At 71.4% G+C, this 17,497-nt stretch carries 16 protein-coding genes and 1 pseudogene; 9 read left to right on the top strand and 8 right to left on the bottom strand.

Going from position 1 to position 17,497, the window contains the following annotated elements; genetic code table 11:
* The first annotated feature begins 43 nt into the window (after positions 1-43).
* The 4 genes from recD2 (at position 44) to typA (ending at position 6,919) form a co-directional block, all read left to right on the top strand.
* Positions 44-2,473, top strand: a complete 2,430-nt coding sequence (recD2, locus tag ACFO4E_RS01495; protein WP_378570710.1) for an SF1B family DNA helicase RecD2 — start codon at positions 44-46, stop codon at positions 2,471-2,473.
* A 1,504-nt stretch (positions 2,474-3,977) separates the two neighbouring features.
* The gene (locus ACFO4E_RS01490; RefSeq protein WP_378570708.1) at positions 3,978-4,274 is read left to right on the top strand and encodes a hypothetical protein; all 297 of its coding nucleotides are present in this window, start codon (positions 3,978-3,980) and stop codon (positions 4,272-4,274) included.
* A gap of 58 nt (positions 4,275-4,332) precedes the next feature.
* Positions 4,333-4,743 (top strand): (deoxy)nucleoside triphosphate pyrophosphohydrolase, encoded by a 411-nt coding sequence (locus ACFO4E_RS01485; protein ID WP_378570707.1) that lies wholly within the window; start codon positions 4,333-4,335, stop codon positions 4,741-4,743.
* A 289-nt stretch (positions 4,744-5,032) separates the two neighbouring features.
* Complete coding sequence (typA, locus tag ACFO4E_RS01480) at positions 5,033-6,919, top strand: translational GTPase TypA (RefSeq protein WP_378570705.1); 1,887 nt, start codon at positions 5,033-5,035, stop codon at positions 6,917-6,919.
* A gap of 69 nt (positions 6,920-6,988) precedes the next feature.
* Here the strand turns inward: typA and ACFO4E_RS01475 are convergent, their stop codons facing one another.
* Both ACFO4E_RS01475 and ACFO4E_RS01470 read right to left on the bottom strand, forming a co-directional pair.
* Positions 6,989-7,507, bottom strand: coding sequence for a nitroreductase/quinone reductase family protein (locus ACFO4E_RS01475; RefSeq protein WP_378570704.1), 519 nt, complete (start codon positions 7,505-7,507; stop codon positions 6,989-6,991).
* A gap of 196 nt (positions 7,508-7,703) precedes the next feature.
* Positions 7,704-8,375 (bottom strand): cupin domain-containing protein, encoded by a 672-nt coding sequence (locus ACFO4E_RS01470; protein ID WP_378570702.1) that lies wholly within the window; start codon positions 8,373-8,375, stop codon positions 7,704-7,706.
* Positions 8,376-8,754: 379 nt separating this feature from the next.
* Here ACFO4E_RS01470 and ACFO4E_RS01465 point away from each other — a divergent pair, with 379 nt between their 5' ends.
* Positions 8,755-9,006 (top strand): hypothetical protein, encoded by a 252-nt coding sequence (locus tag ACFO4E_RS01465; protein WP_378570701.1) that lies wholly within the window; start codon positions 8,755-8,757, stop codon positions 9,004-9,006.
* Between the two features lie 39 nt (positions 9,007-9,045).
* Here ACFO4E_RS01465 and ACFO4E_RS01460 read toward each other — a convergent pair whose 3' ends face one another.
* Positions 9,046-9,576, bottom strand: a complete 531-nt coding sequence (locus tag ACFO4E_RS01460) for a beta-class carbonic anhydrase (protein WP_378570699.1) — start codon at positions 9,574-9,576, stop codon at positions 9,046-9,048.
* A gap of 16 nt (positions 9,577-9,592) precedes the next feature.
* Positions 9,593-10,141, bottom strand: coding sequence for a hypothetical protein (locus ACFO4E_RS01455; RefSeq protein ID WP_378570697.1), 549 nt, complete (start codon positions 10,139-10,141; stop codon positions 9,593-9,595).
* Between the two features lie 181 nt (positions 10,142-10,322).
* Here ACFO4E_RS01455 and ACFO4E_RS01450 point away from each other — a divergent pair, with 181 nt between their 5' ends.
* The 4 genes and pseudogenes from ACFO4E_RS01450 (at position 10,323) to ACFO4E_RS01435 (ending at position 12,285) form a co-directional block, all read left to right on the top strand.
* Positions 10,323-11,027 carry a DUF998 domain-containing protein gene (locus ACFO4E_RS01450; protein ID WP_378570695.1) on the top strand — a complete coding sequence of 235 codons (705 nt, stop codon included), beginning with the start codon at positions 10,323-10,325 and terminating at the stop codon, positions 11,025-11,027.
* Positions 11,002-11,859, top strand: a complete 858-nt coding sequence (locus ACFO4E_RS01445) for a helix-turn-helix transcriptional regulator (protein WP_378570693.1) — start codon at positions 11,002-11,004, stop codon at positions 11,857-11,859. The genes ACFO4E_RS01450 and ACFO4E_RS01445 overlap by 26 nt, the downstream gene beginning before the upstream one ends.
* 83 nt (positions 11,860-11,942) lie before the next feature.
* Positions 11,943-12,053: pseudogene (locus tag ACFO4E_RS01440) on the top strand (SDR family NAD(P)-dependent oxidoreductase); the annotation flags it as partial.
* A gap of 85 nt (positions 12,054-12,138) precedes the next feature.
* Positions 12,139-12,285, top strand: coding sequence for an SDR family oxidoreductase (locus ACFO4E_RS01435; protein WP_378570691.1), 147 nt, complete (start codon positions 12,139-12,141; stop codon positions 12,283-12,285).
* 96 nt (positions 12,286-12,381) lie between these two features.
* Here ACFO4E_RS01435 and ACFO4E_RS01430 read toward each other — a convergent pair whose 3' ends face one another.
* From ACFO4E_RS01430 to ACFO4E_RS01415, 4 genes are all read right to left on the bottom strand, one after another.
* Complete coding sequence (locus ACFO4E_RS01430) at positions 12,382-13,185, bottom strand: succinate dehydrogenase/fumarate reductase iron-sulfur subunit (RefSeq protein ID WP_378570690.1); 804 nt, start codon at positions 13,183-13,185, stop codon at positions 12,382-12,384.
* A complete protein-coding gene (locus tag ACFO4E_RS01425; RefSeq protein ID WP_378570688.1) occupies positions 13,182-15,176 on the bottom strand; it encodes a fumarate reductase/succinate dehydrogenase flavoprotein subunit in 1,995 nt (664 codons plus the stop codon). The genes ACFO4E_RS01430 and ACFO4E_RS01425 overlap by 4 nt, the downstream gene beginning before the upstream one ends.
* 112 nt (positions 15,177-15,288) lie before the next feature.
* Positions 15,289-16,107 (bottom strand): hypothetical protein, encoded by an 819-nt coding sequence (locus tag ACFO4E_RS01420; protein ID WP_378570686.1) that lies wholly within the window; start codon positions 16,105-16,107, stop codon positions 15,289-15,291.
* A gap of 416 nt (positions 16,108-16,523) precedes the next feature.
* Positions 16,524-17,465: a LysR family transcriptional regulator gene (locus ACFO4E_RS01415; RefSeq protein WP_378570684.1), complete on the bottom strand. Its 942-nt coding sequence runs from the start codon at positions 17,463-17,465 to the stop codon at positions 16,524-16,526.
* Positions 17,466-17,497: the final 32 nt, after the last annotated feature.

Below are 17,497 nucleotides of genomic sequence, written 5' to 3'. Positions count from 1 at the left end.
TTCGTCTCCGATGCGATGAACTCAGATCTGTCGAAGGGGGTATATGACCGGCGGACGGGTGGCGCACGGCGCTCACCAGATGGCGGTGCTCGAAGGGGTCCTTGAGCGTGTCACCTATGCCAACGAGGACACCGGGTACACCGTTGCCAAGGTGGACAACGGGCGTGGTGGGGGCGGGGAGCTGACCACGGTCGTTGGAGCCTTGCTCGGGGCGCAGCCTGGGGAGTCGTTGCGGATGCGGGGGCGGTGGGGGTCGCATCCGCAGTATGGGCGGCAGTTCATCGTGGAGGACTACACCACCGTGCTGCCCGCGACCGTTCAAGGGGTGCGGCGGTATCTCGGGTCCGGGCTGGTGAAGGGGATCGGGCCGCGGTTGGCGGAGCGGATCGTGGAGTACTTCGGGGTCGAGGCGCTCGATGTCATCGAGACGACGCCCGAGCGCCTGATCGAGGTGCCCAAGCTCGGGCCGAAGCGCACGAAGCTGATCGCCGACGCGTGGGAGGAGCAGAAGGCCATCAAGGAGGTCATGGTCTTCCTCCAGGGCATCGAGATCTCAACGTCGCTGGCCGTGCGCATCTACAAGAAGTACGGCGACGACTCCATCCGGGTCGTCCGCGAGGAGCCCTACAAGCTCGCGTCGGACGTGTGGGGGATCGGGTTCAAGACCGCCGACACCATCGCGCGCGCCGTCGGGATCCCGCATGACAGCCCCCAGCGGGTCATGGCCGGCATCCAGTTCACGCTGTCGGAGTCGACCTCCGACGGCCACTGCTACCTCCCCGAGGAACGCCTGATCGCCGACGCGGTGAAGATCCTCCAGGTCGACTCCGGGCTGGTGATCGAGTGCCTCGCCGACCTGGTGGCCGACGAGGGCGTGGTGTCCGAGAAGGTCCCGGGCCCCGACGGCGTCGCCGTCACCGCCATCTACCTGGTGCCCTTCCAACGGGCCGAGGCCGCGCTGGCCGCCCAGTTGCGAACCCTGCTCCGCCACCCCGACGACCGGCTCGGCGCCTTCGCCGGCGTCGACTGGGACAAGGCGCTCTCCTGGCTGCGCACCCGCACCGGGGCCGACCTCGCGCCCGAGCAGGAGGCCGCCGTCCGCCTGGCCCTCACACGCAAGGTCGCGGTCCTGACGGGCGGCCCCGGGTGCGGGAAGTCGTTCACGGTCGCGTCGGTCATCACCCTCGCCGCCGCCAAGCGGGCGAAGATCATCCTGGCCGCGCCCACCGGCCGCGCCGCCAAGCGCATGACCGAGCTGACCGGGCACGACGCGTCGACCGTCCACCGGCTGCTGGAGCTGAAGCCCGGCGGCGACGCGTCATTCGACCGCGATCGCCCCCTCGACTGCGACCTGCTGGTGGTGGACGAGGCGTCGATGCTGGACCTGCTGCTCGCCAACAAGCTCGCCAAGGCCGTGCCGCCCGGGGCGCACCTGCTGCTGGTGGGCGACGTCGACCAGCTCCCGTCGGTCGGGGCGGGGCAGGTGCTCCGCGATCTGCTGGCGCCCGTCGGCGGTGGAGCCGGTAGCGATGGCGGAACCGGCTCCCCCGACCCCGCCGGCTTCGCGGACGCCACTGGCAGCCGAAGCGTCGACGGCGGCTCCGGTCCCCTCCCCGCCGCCTCTTCGGCCCCCTCCGGCACGACCGATCCCACCGGACCCCTGAGCGTCGGCGACGATCCCGATCCCGCCTCCTCTGCTGTCGGCTCCTCGCCGATTCCGAGTGTGCGGTTGACCCATGTCTTCCGGCAGGCGCAGCAGTCCGGCGTGGTCGTCAACGCCCACCGGGTCAACCGCGGTGCGCCGATCGCGCTGGACGGGATGACCGACTTCTTCCTGTTCCCCTGCGACGACACCGAGGAGACCGCCGGTCTCACCGTGGACGTCGTGGCCCGCCGGATCCCGCGCAAGTTCGGCCTGGACCCGCGGCGGGACATCCAGGTGCTGGCCCCCATGCACCGCGGCCCCGCCGGCGCGGGGAATCTGAACACGCAGCTCCAAGCCGCCCTCACCCCGCCGGGCGACGGGGTGCCCGAGCGCCGGTTCGGCGGGCGGGTCTTCCGCGTCGGCGACAAGGTCACCCAGATCAGGAACAACTACGACAAGGGTGCCAACGGCGTCTTCAACGGCACTCTTGGTGTGGTCACCGGGATCGACTCCGACGCGCAGGAGCTGACCGTGCGCACCGACGAGGACGAGGACATCGCCTACGACTTCGCCGAGCTCGACGAGCTGACCCACGCCTACGCCGTCACCGTGCACCGTTCCCAGGGCAGCGAGTACCCCGCCGTCGTGATCCCCGTTACGACCAGCGCGTGGATGATGCTGCAGCGCAACCTGCTCTACACCGCGATCACGCGCGCCAAGAAGCTCGTCGTCCTGGTGGGCTCGCGCAAGGCGATCGCCCAGGCGGTGCGCAACGCGAGCGCGGGCCGCCGCCATACGGCCTTGGCTCACCGTCTCTCAGGTATGTGAGTCCTCTCCCCGGCCACGTCCCCCCGGCCCTCGTCCTCTCCGGGGGCGGTCCCCCACTGCGGGTGCCGCGGCTTCCCCGGAGGTCCCGAGCTTCCGTTATCCGTCATTCGGCTCGAACGTCGCCTATTGCGCCCAACTCGCTCATCTCGGGCTTTCGCGACGAAGAACGTGGAAGGTGATGAAAGGTGAAATGGGGTGTTTTCCTATTCGGAGATCACGGTCATTTGATCGTCATAGGTGACGTTCCGGGCGGCCATTGGTGTCGGCCACGCGAAAATAATTCACATTCATTCCTCCAGTGCAATCAACCGGCCCCCTTCGTCCCCTAACGTGGAGCCTGCGACCCTGCGGGCCGACCCTCCCTCTCCCGGTCCGCCGGTGTCGCCCCGGCCGTGCCGGTGCCCGCTCCTCTCCCGGGCACACGTCGCGGCAAGGCCAGGGTCGCCGCCTCGGCGAGGCGGCGATCCCGTCACCCCCTGTGTGCGGGGAAAGGCGGGGCGGCGGCCCCTGGCCGTCATCATGTGGACGCCTTGAGTTTTTTGAGTTTCCGCCCCGGAGGCGCTCAGGTATGAATAGGCTCCCCTTATGAGGCTGAAACCGGGGCGCAATCTGCGGATCGGGCGTGGCCGCCCGGCCGCGGGCGTGGTGGATCCGCTGTGCGCGGCCGCCGCCGCACATCGGTTCGGCGCCGCGGGTACCCCCACCCGCCGCGGCCGCACCGTGTGGCGGTGTGACCCTGGCCGGTCCGGTGCCCTCGCGTCCCACGTGTCCGTCCGCCGTCCCCGGCCCGACTCCCCTCCCCGTCTTCCGGACCGCCCTGGGCGCCCGCCGCGTACCGCGGTGCCCCCGACCCCATCGGCGCGCCACCGGACCATCGGCCACTCCGGACGCTGACGCTCTTTCCACTCCCCCCGGAGAGCGTCGGCCCCCTCGGGCGCCGGCCACAGGCCGGCGCCCGAGGCTTTGGCCCCTCCGCTCCTCCCGTTCGATCCGGTGGCCGTGACCCCGCGTGTCCTGTGTGCCCCCTCTGTGGCCCCTGGTGCCGCTGGTGCTCCTGGCGGCTCTGGGCCGGGATCCCGGGTCTCCGGTGCGGGGAGCCGTTCCCGTCGGCCGGATGCGGTCAGCGGGTGTGCCCGCGCCCCCGACGCTCCCCGCCGCGACCGCTCCGGCCGCGGCGTCGGTCCCTGTCCGCCGGTCGGCGACGGCTCCGCCCGGGGCCGCGACCGGCTCCCGCGAAGCGCGGGGGCCCGGACGCCCGGTGTTCCCGCAGGCCACGCGCCACACCGTGTTCCGCGGGGGCTCCTAGCGCGGCGGCGGCGCGTCCGTCAATGCCGATTCTGTGATCATGCGGTGACTCCGTGATCAAGAAGTGATCGAATCGAGCAGAACTGTTTGCACATGCTGCTCAGAGGGGTATGAGCGACGCTGGCGGGACGCCCCGCCGACGACCATCACCGTGGGCCCACATCGCCGCCCGCGGGACCGTACGGAAAGGCACGCGTTCGTGGGCACCCTCTCGAGGATCATCGCCTCCTCCCCGGTTTCCCCCGCCGAGGCCGTCGGCCGGCTGCACGGCCACTTGGCGGCGGCGGGCGAGCGCCGCCTGTACGCGGGGGAGCGGTCCACGGTGGCGCTGCTGTCGGTGCGCGCGGGCCTCACCGTGTGGTGCATGCACGGCGAGTTCCGCTGGCGCGACGGCCAAGGCGCCCCCTATGCCCACCCCGCGACCGATCCCGAAGGCGCCGCCCGCCGGCTCGTCGGGGCCGGACGCGCCCAGCAGCCCGCGCGCAGAGCGGCGTGACCCGGCTCTCGGAGCGGTTCTCATGCCCGCCTCCGATTCCTCGCTCTACCCTGGCCCCGTGACACAGGAGATACAGGTCGTCGTCGGCGCGGCCATCGTCCGCGACGGAGCCCTTCTCGCAGCGCAGCGGGCCGATCCCCCGCAGTTGCGCGGACGCTGGGAGCTGCCCGGCGGCAAGGTCGACCCGGGGGAGGCCGACATCGACGCCCTCATCCGGGAGTGCCGGGAGGAGCTGGGCGTGCTCGTGAAGCCGCGCCAGCGGGTGGGCGGCGACGTCGCGTTCCCGCGGCGGGGGCAGGGGCGGCCCTCGATCCTGCGGGTGTGGATCGCCGATCTGCTGGAGGGCGAGCCCGCGCCGCTGGAGCACCTGTCGCTGCGCTGGCTGCGGCCCGAGGAGCTGACGGAGGTCGACTGGCTGCCGGCGGACGTCCCGTTCATCGACGACATCCGCCCCCATCTGCTGGGGTGAAGGGCGCGATCCCCGTGCCAGCCGGCCCGTAGCCCGTAGCCCGCAGTCCACGACTCGCCGATCCGTTGACCCGCCGGTCCGGCTCCCCGAGGGGCGGCGATCCGCTGCCGCGCCGCCGCCCGCGGGTCCGCGCCCGGCGGCGCGCCTCGACAGTCCGTTATGTCCGCCGAATACCCTTTATTTCCCGTGTGACCAGCTCGTCTCTCCGGAGGTTGGACCGCACCGCATAAACTGGGTACCGACCGCGGGAGTCGCGGTTCTTCCCAGCAGATGAGATCGAGACTTTCGCATGTCCAGCGCCACGCCTCTCGAAGGCTCCGCACGTCGGACTGACCTCCGCAACGTCGCCATCGTCGCCCACGTCGACCATGGCAAGACCACGCTCGTCGACGCCATGCTCTGGCAGTCGGGTGTCTTCCGGGCCAACCAGGACGTTGATGAGCGCGTCATGGACTCCAACGACCTGGAACGCGAGAAGGGCATCACCATTCTCGCGAAGAACACCGCGGTCCACTACACCACCCCTGAGGGCGACGACGTCGTCATCAACATCATCGACACCCCGGGCCACGCCGACTTCGGCGGCGAGGTCGAGCGCGGCCTGTCCATGGTCGACGGCGTCGTGCTGCTCGTCGACGCCAGCGAGGGCCCGCTGCCGCAGACCCGCTTCGTCCTGCGCAAGGCCCTGGCGGCCAAGCTCCCGGTGATCCTGGTGATCAACAAGGTCGACCGCCCCGACAGCCGTATCGCCGAGGTCGTCGACGACACCTACGAGCTGTTCATGGACCTCGACGCCGACGAGTCCCAGATCGAGTTCCCGATCGTCTACGCCTGCGCCCGCGACGGCAAGGCGTCGCTGAACCGCCCCGACAACGGCGTGGTGCCCGACAACGACAACCTGGTGCCGCTGTTCAGCACCATCCTCGACACCATCCCGGCGCCGGAATACGTCCCCGGCGCCCCGCTCCAGGCGCACGTCACCAACCTCGACGCCTCCCCGTTCCTGGGCCGCCTGGCGCTGTGCCGGGTGCAGCAGGGCGAGATCCGCAAGGGCCAGCAGGTGGCGTGGATCCGCGCCGACGGAACCTCGCAGCAGGTGAAGATCACCGAACTGCTGATGACCGACGGCCTGGAGCGCAAGCCGGCCGAGCTGGGGGGCCCCGGCGACATCATCGCCATCGCCGGCATCCCCGACATCATGATCGGCGAGACCCTCGCCGACCCCGAGGACCCGCGCCCGCTGCCGCTGATCACCGTCGACGAGCCCGCGATCTCCATGACCATCGGCACCAACACCTCGCCGCTGGTCGGCAGGGTCAAGGGGGCCAAGGTCACGGCCCGCCTGGTCAAGGACCGGCTCGACAAGGAACTGGTCGGCAACGTGTCGCTGCGCGTGCTGCCCACCGACCGCCCCGACACCTGGGAGGTGCAGGGCCGCGGTGAACTCGCCCTGGCGATCCTGGTCGAGCAGATGCGCCGCGAGGGCTACGAGCTCACGGTCGGCAAGCCGCAGGTGGTCACCAAGGAGATCGACGGCAAGGTCCACGAGCCCGTCGAGCGCCTGACCGTCGACTCCCCCGAGGAGTACATGGGCGCCATCACCCAGCTCCTGAGCGTGCGCAAGGGCCGCATGGAGAACATGACCAACCACGGCACCGGCTGGATCCGGATGGACTGGTTGGTCCCCTCGCGCGGCCTGATCGGCTTCCGCACCGAATTCCTGACCGAGACGCGCGGCAGCGGCATCGCCCACCACGTCTTCGAGAGCTTCGAGCCGTGGTTCGGCGAGCTGCGCACCCGCCCCAACGGCTCCATGGTGGCCGACCGCAGCGGGCAGGCCGTCGCCTTCGCGATGTTCAACCTCCAGGAGCGCGGCATCCTCTTCGTGGAGCCGGGCACCGAGGTCTACGAGGGCATGATCGTCGGCGAGAACTCGCGCGCCGACGACATGGACGTCAACATCACCAAGGAGAAGAAGCTGACCAACATGCGGTCGGCCACCGGCGACGAACTGGTCCGCCTGGTGCCGCCGCGCAAGCTCTCCCTGGAGCAGGCGCTGGAGTTCTGCCGCGAGGACGAGTGCGTCGAGGTCACGCCCGAGGCCGTGCGCATCCGCAAGGTCATCTTGGACCAGAAGGAGCGCGGCCGGCTCACCGCGCAGAAGAAGCGCGGCTGAGTCGAGCGGACGCCGGGCCGGGCCGCTGGTGCCCGGCCCGTCTGCCGCCCGGCGGATGCCGCGCCGTGCTCAGCCGGACCGCGGCACCAGCCGGAACACCCGCGGTTCGCGGCCTGATCTGGCGGCGTAGGCGTCATAGGGCCACATCGCGGTGAGCCGGGGCCAGACCTCGGCTTTCTCCGCGGCCGAGAGCAGGACCGCCGTCACATCGATCTCCCGGCCCTGGTAGTTCACCCGCGCCCGCGGGGTGCGCAGCAGGTTGCCCGTCCAGGACGGATGGTGCTCGCGGCCGAAGTTGCTGCCCACGACGAGGAACGACCCCGTCGCGCGCTCGGGAAGGCAGGCCACGGGCGCCTGGCGGGGGAGCCCGCTGCGCCGGCCGGTGGTGGTGAGCAGGAGGCTGGGCACCGTCCCCCGTGCGGTCTGGATCCGGCCGCCGGACAGCCGGCCGAGGAGCCGGTCCAGCCGGGGGAGAACGTGCGGGGCGAACCGCGCGAACGCCGCGCTCGCCGACATCCGTTTCGCGGACGCCAGCAGCGCCCGGCGTAGCCGCAGGGCTGGACTGGGACGCTTGGCCTGCGCGGACACGGCGATCCACCCTCTCCGACCCGGTTTCCGGTGGCTCGATCGGCACTACGGTCCACCGCACCCACTAACCTAACAATTGCTTGCTTCGCTGGGAAGGCGGGGGACCCGCGCTCGCCGGCGACCGGGCACCGTCCGGCCGTGCGGCCCTCCAGATCCGCCCTCGCGCTCGTTCGCCCGCGGGCGGCGACGCCGCCGGCTAGCCCTCGCGCGGCGCCGGGATCCCGCGCCGTGAGATCACGACGCGGCGCAACGTCTTCGGGATCGCGTCGAAGACGTCGGGCGCCGTGCCGAAGACCGACGCGAGGACGTCCCGGGGGATCGCGCTGAGCGCGTGGACGATACCGATGTCGTCGTCGGGCTCGGTCGCCGAGGAGTTGAACACGATGAGCACGTCGAGGTCGTCGGTCGCACTCGCGTTCTCGAAGTAGTGGAAGTGGCCCTGGGGGGCGAAGACGACATCGCCCGCTCCGGCCTCGAACGCGTCCTGGGTTCCCGCCGGACCGACGAAGACCCAGCGGACGGTGCCGGAGATGACGTAGTTCACCTCCCAGGCGCTCGGGTGCCAGTGCGGTTCGCGGATACCGCCGGGCCGGAGCCTCACGAGGTAGACGGCGGCCTGCTGGCCGGCGAGGATGGGCCAGTTCTCGCCGTTGCCGCCCTGGAGCTGTCCGCCGTCGAAGACCGAGGCCTCGGACCGGGAGAGGTGGAAGGCGTGCGGGTTCACCGGATCAGGGCCGTCTCCGGCGACGGTGCGGCCCGGCTGGGGCGGGGTGCCGACGCTCCCGGAGGCGGCCGCGGGCCGGTGCCGGAACCCCGAGTCCGTGTCGGGCTGCTCGTTGGCGCCTCTCGGCCCGGAGCCTTCGGTCATGGTCGTTGTTCCCTCGTTCGTCGTGCCGGCCGCGGTGGGGCACCGGTGCCCCACCGGGCGGCACCCGGCCGGGCGGTCACGGGTCCATGGTCGCAGGGGGCGGTCGGCGGACCGGCGAGGCGCGCGGGCGGGCGCCGGGGAGTCCGGAGGCCGCGGACGTCCCCGCTGGGCTCCCCGCCGCGGGCCGGTGCCGGTCGGCTCCTCTCCTTCTGATGCGGCCGCAGCCGCCGCGTCGGTTTCCGGGTCGTTCCCCCGCCCCCGAATTCCAGGGTTCGAACGCACCGGAATCCGCGCCTTGCCTTCAGGGCGGCGGAGGTGCCGGGAACGGCCCCCGGACGCGGCGCCTGCTGGTACTGATCGTCGGTAGGAAGGGTTACCGGTGCCCGTCCCCGACGGACGGCCGCCGCACGGCGTCAGCGCGCTGGAGGAACGCACCGTGATCGAACTCCGCAACGGACCGCTCGACGGCACCCCGATCAGCGCCGATCTGGCCAGGCTGGTGGAGCGCCTCCACCTGGGCGGGATCGACCTTCGCCTGGCCGACTTCCTCGGCCCGCACGTCAGGGGCACCGCCACCTACGCACCCGACCACAAGGGGACATGGCTCTACCGCGGCACGGCCTTCGGGTGACCGGCCCCGTTCCGGCCGCCGAAGGGCGCCGCGGACGTGTCAGTCGCAGGCCACCTCGCGGAGGCGGCCGGTCTCGACCTCATAGTCGAAGCCCCGGACGCGGTCTTCGAAGGGAATGAAGGGGCCGCCCCTGATCCTGCGGATCGACCGGCGGACGTCGGCCTCCGGATCGGTGAACGCCTCACTCGCCCCATCCGGCCGGATACCGGTCTCGCGTTCGATCCGGTCTTTGAACTCGTCGTCGGTGAAGGTGGGCATTCCGCACTGGGTGTGGTGAATGAGGTGGATTTCGCGGGTGTCGAGCATGCGCTGGCTGATGGCGGGGCTGCGGCGCTCGTCCTTGGTGATCACGCCGCCGGCGTTGCGGATGACGTGGGCGTCGCCCTCCTTCAGCCCGAGGAGCAGGTACACGTCCATCCGGCGTCCATGCGGGCGACGACCGCCAGGCGGCGGGCCGGGGCGGCGCCGAAAGTCCGCCCTATGATCGATGATTTCATCCGTCATGCCCGCATCTCGCTTTTCGTCGCGATTCAGGGAAAGGTGAACGGAACGGAATGCGCGACCGTTCACGCGACGATTTTAGAGATCAGGGAATTATTTCGGCGGGGAATACCGAGAACGGCAGGATCCCGCCGGGCTCGCGCCGTCCGGCCCTCGGGGCGGTCGGGCGCAGGCCGGGGCGGCCGGCGCGGACGACGATCGCGGATCCGATCCGGATGTCCGCGTGGAAGCGGAGGTAGCCGATGGTGCGCTCGGTGCCGCCGCCGACGGTCCGTGCCGCGAGCCCGTGCACGAGCGGGCCGATGGCCTCGCCCGCGTCGGGGTGCACCTCCTGGCGGCACATCAAAGACCAGACGCCGTCGTCGCGGGGCTCCAGGTCGGCGAAGAGGTAGCCCCCGATACGCGCCGCGAGGCCCCGCTGCTCCAGCGCCGGGTAGGGGGCGTCGTCCTCCGGGAACGCGTCGGCGGCGCCGGCGGCGCGGCCCCCGTCGTCGCGGCCCGGCCCGAGAGCGGCGGTGAGTGACGCCGGCCCCCGCGGCCGCGGGCCCCGGCCGAGGTGCCACCGGAGCTCGGCGGCCTCGGCATCGGACAGCGCGAGGTCCAAGACCAGCGTGAGTTCGAAGAGGTCGCTCATGGGGGCACGCTAGCGCGCCCCACTGACGCGGCCCGCTGCCCGCGACCGCGCGCCGTCCGCACCGTGGGAACCGGCCGCGTGCGGGTAGTGGCGGCCCTACATCCGAATGGGGCGCCGTGCGCGGCCGGAGCCGGCCGGACCGCCCCCGCCCCCACGAACCCGCTGAGGAGTGCTCCCACCCGTGACCACCGCACCGCCCTTGACCGCCCCCTCCGCGCGGCGCACCCGGATCGGTGCCCTGCTGTGGGTGCTGAGCTCGATCCAGTTCTTCGCCGCGCACCTCATCGTCCAGTCGGCGTGGCCCCGGCCCTACAGCTGGGCGCTGAACAATGTCAGCGACCTGGGGGCCGTCACCTGTTCCACGGCCGGTGCGGAGCCCCATGTCCGCTACGTCTGCTCGCCCCTGCACGACGTCATGAACGTGTCGTTCCTGGTGCAGGGGGCGATGCTGATCGCGGGCGCGGTGCTCCTCCCCGCGCTGTGGCGCCGGCGCGCGATCATCGCGTGGGCGGGCGGTGCGCTGCTCTGCCTCCAGGGCGCCGGGTGGCTGGTCGTGGGCCTGGCTCCGGCCGATGCGCACGAGGACCCGCACTCGCTGGGCGCGCTCCTGGTGGCGGCCGGCAACATCGGCCTGATCGTCACCGCGGTGGGCGCCACCCGGGGCGCGCTGCGCGACGTCCGGATATCGGCGCTACTGGCCGGCACCGTCGGGTGCGCCGCGACCTGGCTGTTCGCCACCGACTCCGACCTCGGCCTGGGCCTGGGCGCGATGGAGCGCCTGTGGCTGTTCCCGGTCCAGGTGTGGATCGCCTACGCGGGCATCCGGCTGCTCGCCGGCACGGGCTGTCTAGCATGGACGCATGGAGACATCCGGGCCGACCGCTGACGCGCGCCGACGGCGCGGATCCGAGATGCGCGAGTTCCTCCGGTCGAGGCGGGCCCGGGTGACGCCCGAGGACGTCGGCATGCCCGACAGCGGAGGACGCCGGACCCCGGGGCTGCGGCGGGAGGAGGTGGCGGTGCTCGCCGGGGTCGGGGTGTCCTGGTACACCTGGCTCGAACAGGGGCGCGACATCAACGTGTCCGCCGGCGTCCTGGACGCCGTCGCGCGGGTCCTGCGGCTCGACCCCGCCGAGCGCGAGCACCTGTACCTCCTTGCCGGCCTCAACCCGCCGCAGTCGCCGCCGTCCGGGCGCCACGTGCCCGATGAGCTGCGGCGGCTGATCGAGGGCTGGCTGCCGCGGCCCGCCTACGTCATCGACCGGCACTGGAACACCGTGGCGTCCAACCGCGCCGCGCACCTGGTGTTCCGGTGCCACGAGAACGACCACAACTGCCTGGTCAGCTTCTTCACCAACGCCCGCTACCGTGCCGCGCACAAGGAGTGGGAGCACGCGGCACGGGAGATCGTGGGGCAGTTCCGGGCGGACGCCGCCCGCTACCCGGACGACCCGGAATTCGGCCGGCTGGCCTCCGACATGTGCGCCGCAAGCCCGGACTTCGCGGCGATATGGGCGGAACTCCCCGTGGGCGGCGCCACCCACGGCACCAAGGCGGTGGAGCTCCCCGGGCTGGGGGCGCTGACCTTCGAATACACGTCCCTGCCCCTGCCCGAGCTGCCCGGCCACCGCGTGCTGCTGCACACTCCGGTCCCCGGGACGGGAACGGAGGAGCGGATGGCCGGGCTGCCGGCGCTGCCGGAGCCCTCGGCGGCCTGAGCGCCGGATGCCTGGGTGGTGGTGCCGGACCCAGGATCGGCCGGCACTGCCGGATCCGCCGCCGCCCCCGGACGATCAGGGGTATGCACAGATTCACGGACAAGACGGTCCTCATCACCGGCGGCACCAGCGGGATCGGGCTCTCGACCGCGCGTAGGCTGCTCGACGAGGGCGCGTACGTCGTCATCACCGGCCGCGACCAGGCCCGCCTCGACGCGGCCGCCGCCCGTCTGGGCGCGGACCCGGAGCGCGTCCTCGCCGGCCCGGATCACGGCGGAGGTGCCGCTCGGCTCGCTCGGCCGCCCGGACGACGTCGCCGCGGCCGTCGCCTTCCTGGCCTCGGACGACGCGTCCTACATCACCGGGCAGGACCTGGTGATCGACGGCGGGCTCGTGGGGGCGGCACCCGCGGGGCTCCAGGGCTGACGCACGGGGGGAGGGGCCGCGCGCCAGGGACCCGGCCGTGCCCGGCCCGTACAGGGGGCCGGGCACGGCCGGGTCACGCGCGGGTCCCGCCCGGTCTCAGCGCGTGCCGTCGGCGGGCGCGGGGCGGGTGTTGGGGACGATGGGGGTGTCGGCGCCCTTGCGGAGGCCGATCTTGGTGCCGAGCCACACCAGCGGGTCGTACTGCCGGTCGGCCACCCGCTCCTTGAGGGGGATGAGCGCGTTGTCGGTGATCTTGATGTTCTCGGGGCAGACCTCGGTGCAGCACTTGGTGATGTTGCAGTAGCCGAGCCCGAACTCCTCCTGCGACACCTTGCGCCGGTCGGCGGTGTCCTCCGGGTGCATCTCCAGTTCAGCCGCGCGCATCAGGAACCGCGGGCCGGAGAAGTGCTCCTTGTTCTCCTCGTGGTCGCGGATCACGTGGCAGACGTTGTTGCACAGGAAGCACTCGATGCACTTGCGGAACTCCTGCGGCCGGTCGACATCGGCCTGCGCCATCCGGAAGTCGCCGGGGGCAGTGTCCGCGCCGGGCGTGAACGACGGGATCTCCCGTGCCTTCTGGTAGTTGAACGACACGTCGCACACCAGGTCGCGGATCACCGGGAAGGTGCGCATCGGGGTGATGGTGACGGTCTCGCCGGGCGCGAACGTGCTCATGCGGGTCATGCAGGACAGCCGGGGCCGCCCGTTGATCTCCATGGAGCACGACCCGCACTTGCCCGCCTTGCAGTTCCACCGGACCGCGAGGTCGGGGGCCTGGGTGGCCTGCAGCCGGTGCAGGATGTCGAGGACGACCTCGCCCTCGTTGACCTCCACCTCGTACTGGGCGAGTTCGCCGTCGCCGTCGCCGCGCCACACGCGGAACGTCCGCTTGGTGGTCATTCCTTCTCCTCCTTCGCGGTCTTTTCCGTGTCCGCGGTGCGTGCCGCCGCCTCCACCGCGCTCTCCGGTGTGCTCCCGAGGGCGGCACCCTCGCCGGCGGCGGCCGATGCGGCGGCCAGCTCCTCCTCGGTGAGGTACTTGGCGAGCTCGTCGCGCTCGAACAGATCGAGCAGGTCGGCGCGGAGCGGGTCGAGCTCCTGGCGGCGCAGGGCGACGCGGTCGCCGCGCAGCGAGGCGACCAGGTTGACGGTGCGCCAGGCCGGCGACATCGCCGGGAAGTCGTCGCGGGTGTGCCCGCCGCGCGACTCCTCCCGCTCCAGCGCGGCGAGGGCGATGGCGTGCGAGACCAGGAGCATGTTGCGCAGGTCCAGCGAGAGGTGCCAGCCCGGGTTGTAGGTCCGCCCCCCTTCCGCGCGCACGCCGGCGACGCGTTCGGCGAGCTTGTCCAGCGCCTCGATGGCGTGCTCGATCTCGGGCCCGCGCCGGATGATGCCGACCAGGTCGTTCATGGTCTGCTGGAGTTCCTGGTGCAGGGCGTAGGGGTTCTCGCCGGTCGCGCGCTCCAGGGGCGCGCGGAGGTCGGCGGACGCCTCGCGCAGGTCCTCCTCCGCGACCGGGGGCCGGCCGGTGCCGGACCGGTCCAGCTCGTCCAGGTACCGGGCGGCGCCGATCCCGCAGCGGCGGCCGAAGACCAGCAGGTCCGACAGCGAGTTGCCGCCGAGCCGGTTGGAGCCGTGCATGCCTCCGGCGACCTCGCCCGCCGCGAACAGCCCCGGGACCAGAGCGGCACCGGAGTCGGCGTCGACCTCGACCCCGCCCATCACGTAGTGGCAGGTGGGGCCGACCTCCATGGGTTCGGCCGTGATGTCGACGTCGGCCAGCTCCTTGAACTGGTGGTGCATGGACGGCAGCCGCCGCATGATCTCCTCGGCGGGCAGCCGCGTGGAGACGTCCAGGAACACCCCGCCGTGCGGCGAGCCGCGCCCCTCCTTGACCTCGTTGTTGATGGCCCGGGCCACCTCGTCGCGCGGCAGGAGCTCCGGCGGGCGCCGGTTGTTCGCCGGGTCGGTGTACCAGCGGTCGGCCTCGTCCTCGGTCTCGGCGTATTGGGCGCGGAACACGTCGGGCACGTAGCCGAACATGAACCGCTCGCCCTCGGAGTTGCGCAGCACCCCGCCGTCGCCGCGCACGGATTCGGTGACGAGGATGCCCTTCACCGACGGCGGCCAGACCATGCCGGTGGGGTGGAACTGCACGAACTCCATGTTCAGCAGGGTGGCGCCCGCGCGCAGGGCCAGTGCGTGGCCGTCGCCGGTGTACTCCCAGGAGTTCGAGGTGACCTTGAAGGACTTGCCGATGCCGCCGGTGGCGAGGATGACCGCCGGCGCCTCGAAGAGCAGCGGGTCGCCGGTCTCGCGGACGTAGCCGAACGCCCCGGAGATCCGCTCGCCCTCCTTGAGCAGTTCGGTGACCGTGGTCTCGGCGAACACGCGCAGCATGGCCTCGGGGTCGCCGAGTTCGGCGGCGTCGGCCTGCTGGAGCTGGACGACCCGCTGCTGGAGGGTGCGGATCAGCTCCAGGCCGGTGCGGTCGCCGACGTGGGCGAGGCGGGGGTACTCGTGGCCGCCGAAGTTGCGCTGGCTGATCCGCCCGTCCTTGGTGCGGTCGAACAGCGCCCCCCAGTACTCCAGTTCCAGGATGCGGTCGGGGGCTTCCTTGGCGTGCAGTTCCGCCATGCGCGGGTTGTTCAGGAACTTGCCGCCGCGAATGGTGTCGCGGAAGTGCACCTGCCATCCGTCGTCGGGGTTGACGTTGCCCAGGGCGGCCGCGGCGCCTCCTTCGGCCATCACGGTGTGGGCCTTGCCGAACAGCGATTTGGAGATGATCGCGGTCTTCTTGCCCTGCTGGCGGGCTTCGATCGCGGCGCGCAGACCGGCGCCGCCGGCGCCGATCACCACCACGTCATAGGAGTGCCGTGTGATCTCGGACATCTGCCTGACTTTCGATTGCGTCGGATATCCGTCGTGCCGCGTCCCGTGCGGCCGTGACGGCCTGGAGGCACTGCGGCCGCGATATCCGCGGGCGGGGGAACGGGGGATCCGCTCAGTTGTAGATCCGCAGGTCGGTGATGACTCCGCTGGAGACCAATGCGACGTAGAGGTCGGTGAACATGAGTGTTCCCAACGTGACCCAGGCGAATGTCATGTGCCGGGTATTGAGCCGGGAGATCCGGGTCCACATCCAATAGCGCACGGGGCTGCGCCCGAAGCTGTTGAGCCGGCCGCCGAACGCGTGGCGGCAGGAGTGGCAGCTCAGCGTGTAGCACCACAGCAGCACGACGTTGGCGACGAGGACGAGGTTGCCGATCCCGATCCCGAACCCGCCGTTCTCCCCGTGCCCCAGGGCGATGATCGCGTCATAGGTGTTGACCAGCGAGATCAGCACGGCGGCGTAGAAGAAGTAGCGGTGCAGGTTCTGCCCGATCATCGGGAAGCGGGACTCCCCGGTGTAGCGGGCGTGCGGCTCGCGGACGGCGCAGGCGGTGGGCGACTGCCAGATCGAGCGGTAGTACGCCTTGCGGTAGTAGTAGCAGGTGAACCGGAAGAGCAGCAGGAACGGCAGGCTGATCAGGGCGTAGGGGAGGAACCAGGGGAACGCCCAGGGCAGCGTGCCGAAGGCCGCGGAGCCCGGTGCGCACGACGCCGAGAGGCAGGGCGAGTAGAACGGCGTGAGGTAGTGGTACTGCTCGACCCAGTAGTGGTCCTGCTGGAAGACCCGTGCCGTGGCGTAGACGATGAAGACGGCCAGCCCCAGGGTGGTCACCAGGGGGCCGAGCCACCACCGGTCTGTTCTGAACGTCCTTTCCGCTATACGCGCGCGCCTTAGGCCGGAATTCTCCGGCGGGGGAAGTGTGGAAGTCATGTCCCAGCCGTCTCCATCTCGCGCGGGGGCGGGCCGGCGCAGGGCGTACACGGTGCGCGGAGGCCGACCGGCCGCTTGTATCGCATTCCACCGGGGCCGCTCGCGCGGGCCGGCCGACCCGCCGCATGTGCGGGCGGTGCGGAGGGTCAGGGAAGCCACGTTAGGCCGGTGCCATAACGAAATCAGCAAGAAATTCGCGCGAAACGGATGTGAAAAATGCCACGCCTGTGAATTCACAATGGGCGGTTTATGGGTAAAAAGAGGTGAATGGCCACATATGGGGCGCGTGTTCTTTTTGTGGCGAAAGGTGCAGAAGGTGGCGAATGGGTCTCGGGAAAGTAAGCCAAGCCTTCATTCGAACAATTTATCGGATCTTGCGCGGGGGCGCGCGCACGCGTTCCCGGCGCGTCGGCGCGTCAGCCGCGTAGCGGCGCGATGACCTCCAGGTCCTCGCCCAGGTCGGCGCGGGTCAGGTGGGACAGGTAGGCCATCAGGTGGCGGCGGAACGCGTTGGCCGTGTGCGAGGGGTCGACGTCCTTGCGGTGGGCCAGCGCGATGGTGCGCAGCAGGCGGGGCCGGGCCAGCGGCACCCCGCGCAGCCCCGGCCGGTTCTTCAGCACCATGCTGGGGACCACGGCCAGGCCGAGCCCGGCCTCGACGAACCGCAGGACGGCGTCCATCTCGCCGCCTTCGACCGCGAGGTGCGGTTCGAACCCGGCCGCGCGGCAGGCGTGCAGGGTGGCCTCGCGCACGTCGTAGCCGCGCCGGAACATCACCAGGGGGCGGCCCCGCAGGTCGGTGATGCGCAGTGAGGCGCGGTCGGCGTGCCAGGAGGAGTCGGCCGCGCCGACCACCACCAGGTTCTCCCGGAGGATCGGCGTGGTCACGAACGCGGGGTCGCTGCTCTGCAGCGGCAGGATGATCAGCGCGAGGTCCAGTTCGCCCTTGCCCAGGGCGCGGATCAGGTCGCGCGACCCGCTCTCCTCCACCAGGAGCTCGATCCCGGGAAAGCGGTCGTGGAACCCCGCGAGCGCGTCGGCGAGCAGCCCCGCGCACAGCGACGGAGTGGCGCCCAGCCGGACCCGGCCGCGGCGCATGCCCGCCAGCTCCTGGACCTCGCGGCGGGCGGTCTCCATGTCGGTGATGATCCGCTGGGCCAGCGGGAGCAGGGCCTCGCCGGCCGGGGTGAGTGTGATATTTCCCCGTGCCCGGCTGAACAGGGACGCTCCCAGCTCCTCTTCGAGGTTGCGGATCTGCTTGCTCAGGCTGGGCTGGGCGACGCGCGAAAGCTCGGCTGCGCGGGTGAAATGGCGCGTTTCGGCCACCGCGAGGAAGTAGGCGAGCTGTTGGAACTGCATGACCATAGCCTAAAGCTATGGACACCAGCTTT

This window comes from Nocardiopsis mangrovi, from assembly GCF_042653925.1.
Lineage (GTDB): Bacteria > Actinomycetota > Actinomycetes > Streptosporangiales > Streptosporangiaceae > Nocardiopsis_B > Nocardiopsis_B mangrovi.
This window is presented reverse-complemented; position numbering and strand designations above follow the sequence as displayed.

Bases quoted from the DNA above. Each gene is read 5' to 3' on its own strand.
- recD2 (WP_378570710.1), top strand. From the start codon at position 44: ATGACCGGCGGACGGGTGGCGCACGGCGCTCACCAGATGGCGGTGCTC.
- typA (WP_378570705.1), top strand. From the start codon at position 5,033: ATGTCCAGCGCCACGCCTCTCGAAGGCTCCGCACGTCGGACTGACCTC.
- ACFO4E_RS01470 (WP_378570702.1), bottom strand. From the start codon at position 8,375: ATGACCGAAGGCTCCGGGCCGAGAGGCGCCAACGAGCAGCCCGACACG.
- ACFO4E_RS01455 (WP_378570697.1), bottom strand. From the start codon at position 10,141: ATGAGCGACCTCTTCGAACTCACGCTGGTCTTGGACCTCGCGCTGTCC.
- ACFO4E_RS01445 (WP_378570693.1), top strand. From the start codon at position 11,002: ATGGAGACATCCGGGCCGACCGCTGACGCGCGCCGACGGCGCGGATCC.
- ACFO4E_RS01430 (WP_378570690.1), bottom strand. From the start codon at position 13,185: ATGACCACCAAGCGGACGTTCCGCGTGTGGCGCGGCGACGGCGACGGC.
- ACFO4E_RS01425 (WP_378570688.1), bottom strand. From the start codon at position 15,176: ATGTCCGAGATCACACGGCACTCCTATGACGTGGTGGTGATCGGCGCC.
- ACFO4E_RS01420 (WP_378570686.1), bottom strand. From the start codon at position 16,107: ATGACTTCCACACTTCCCCCGCCGGAGAATTCCGGCCTAAGGCGCGCG.
- ACFO4E_RS01415 (WP_378570684.1), bottom strand. From the start codon at position 17,465: ATGCAGTTCCAACAGCTCGCCTACTTCCTCGCGGTGGCCGAAACGCGC.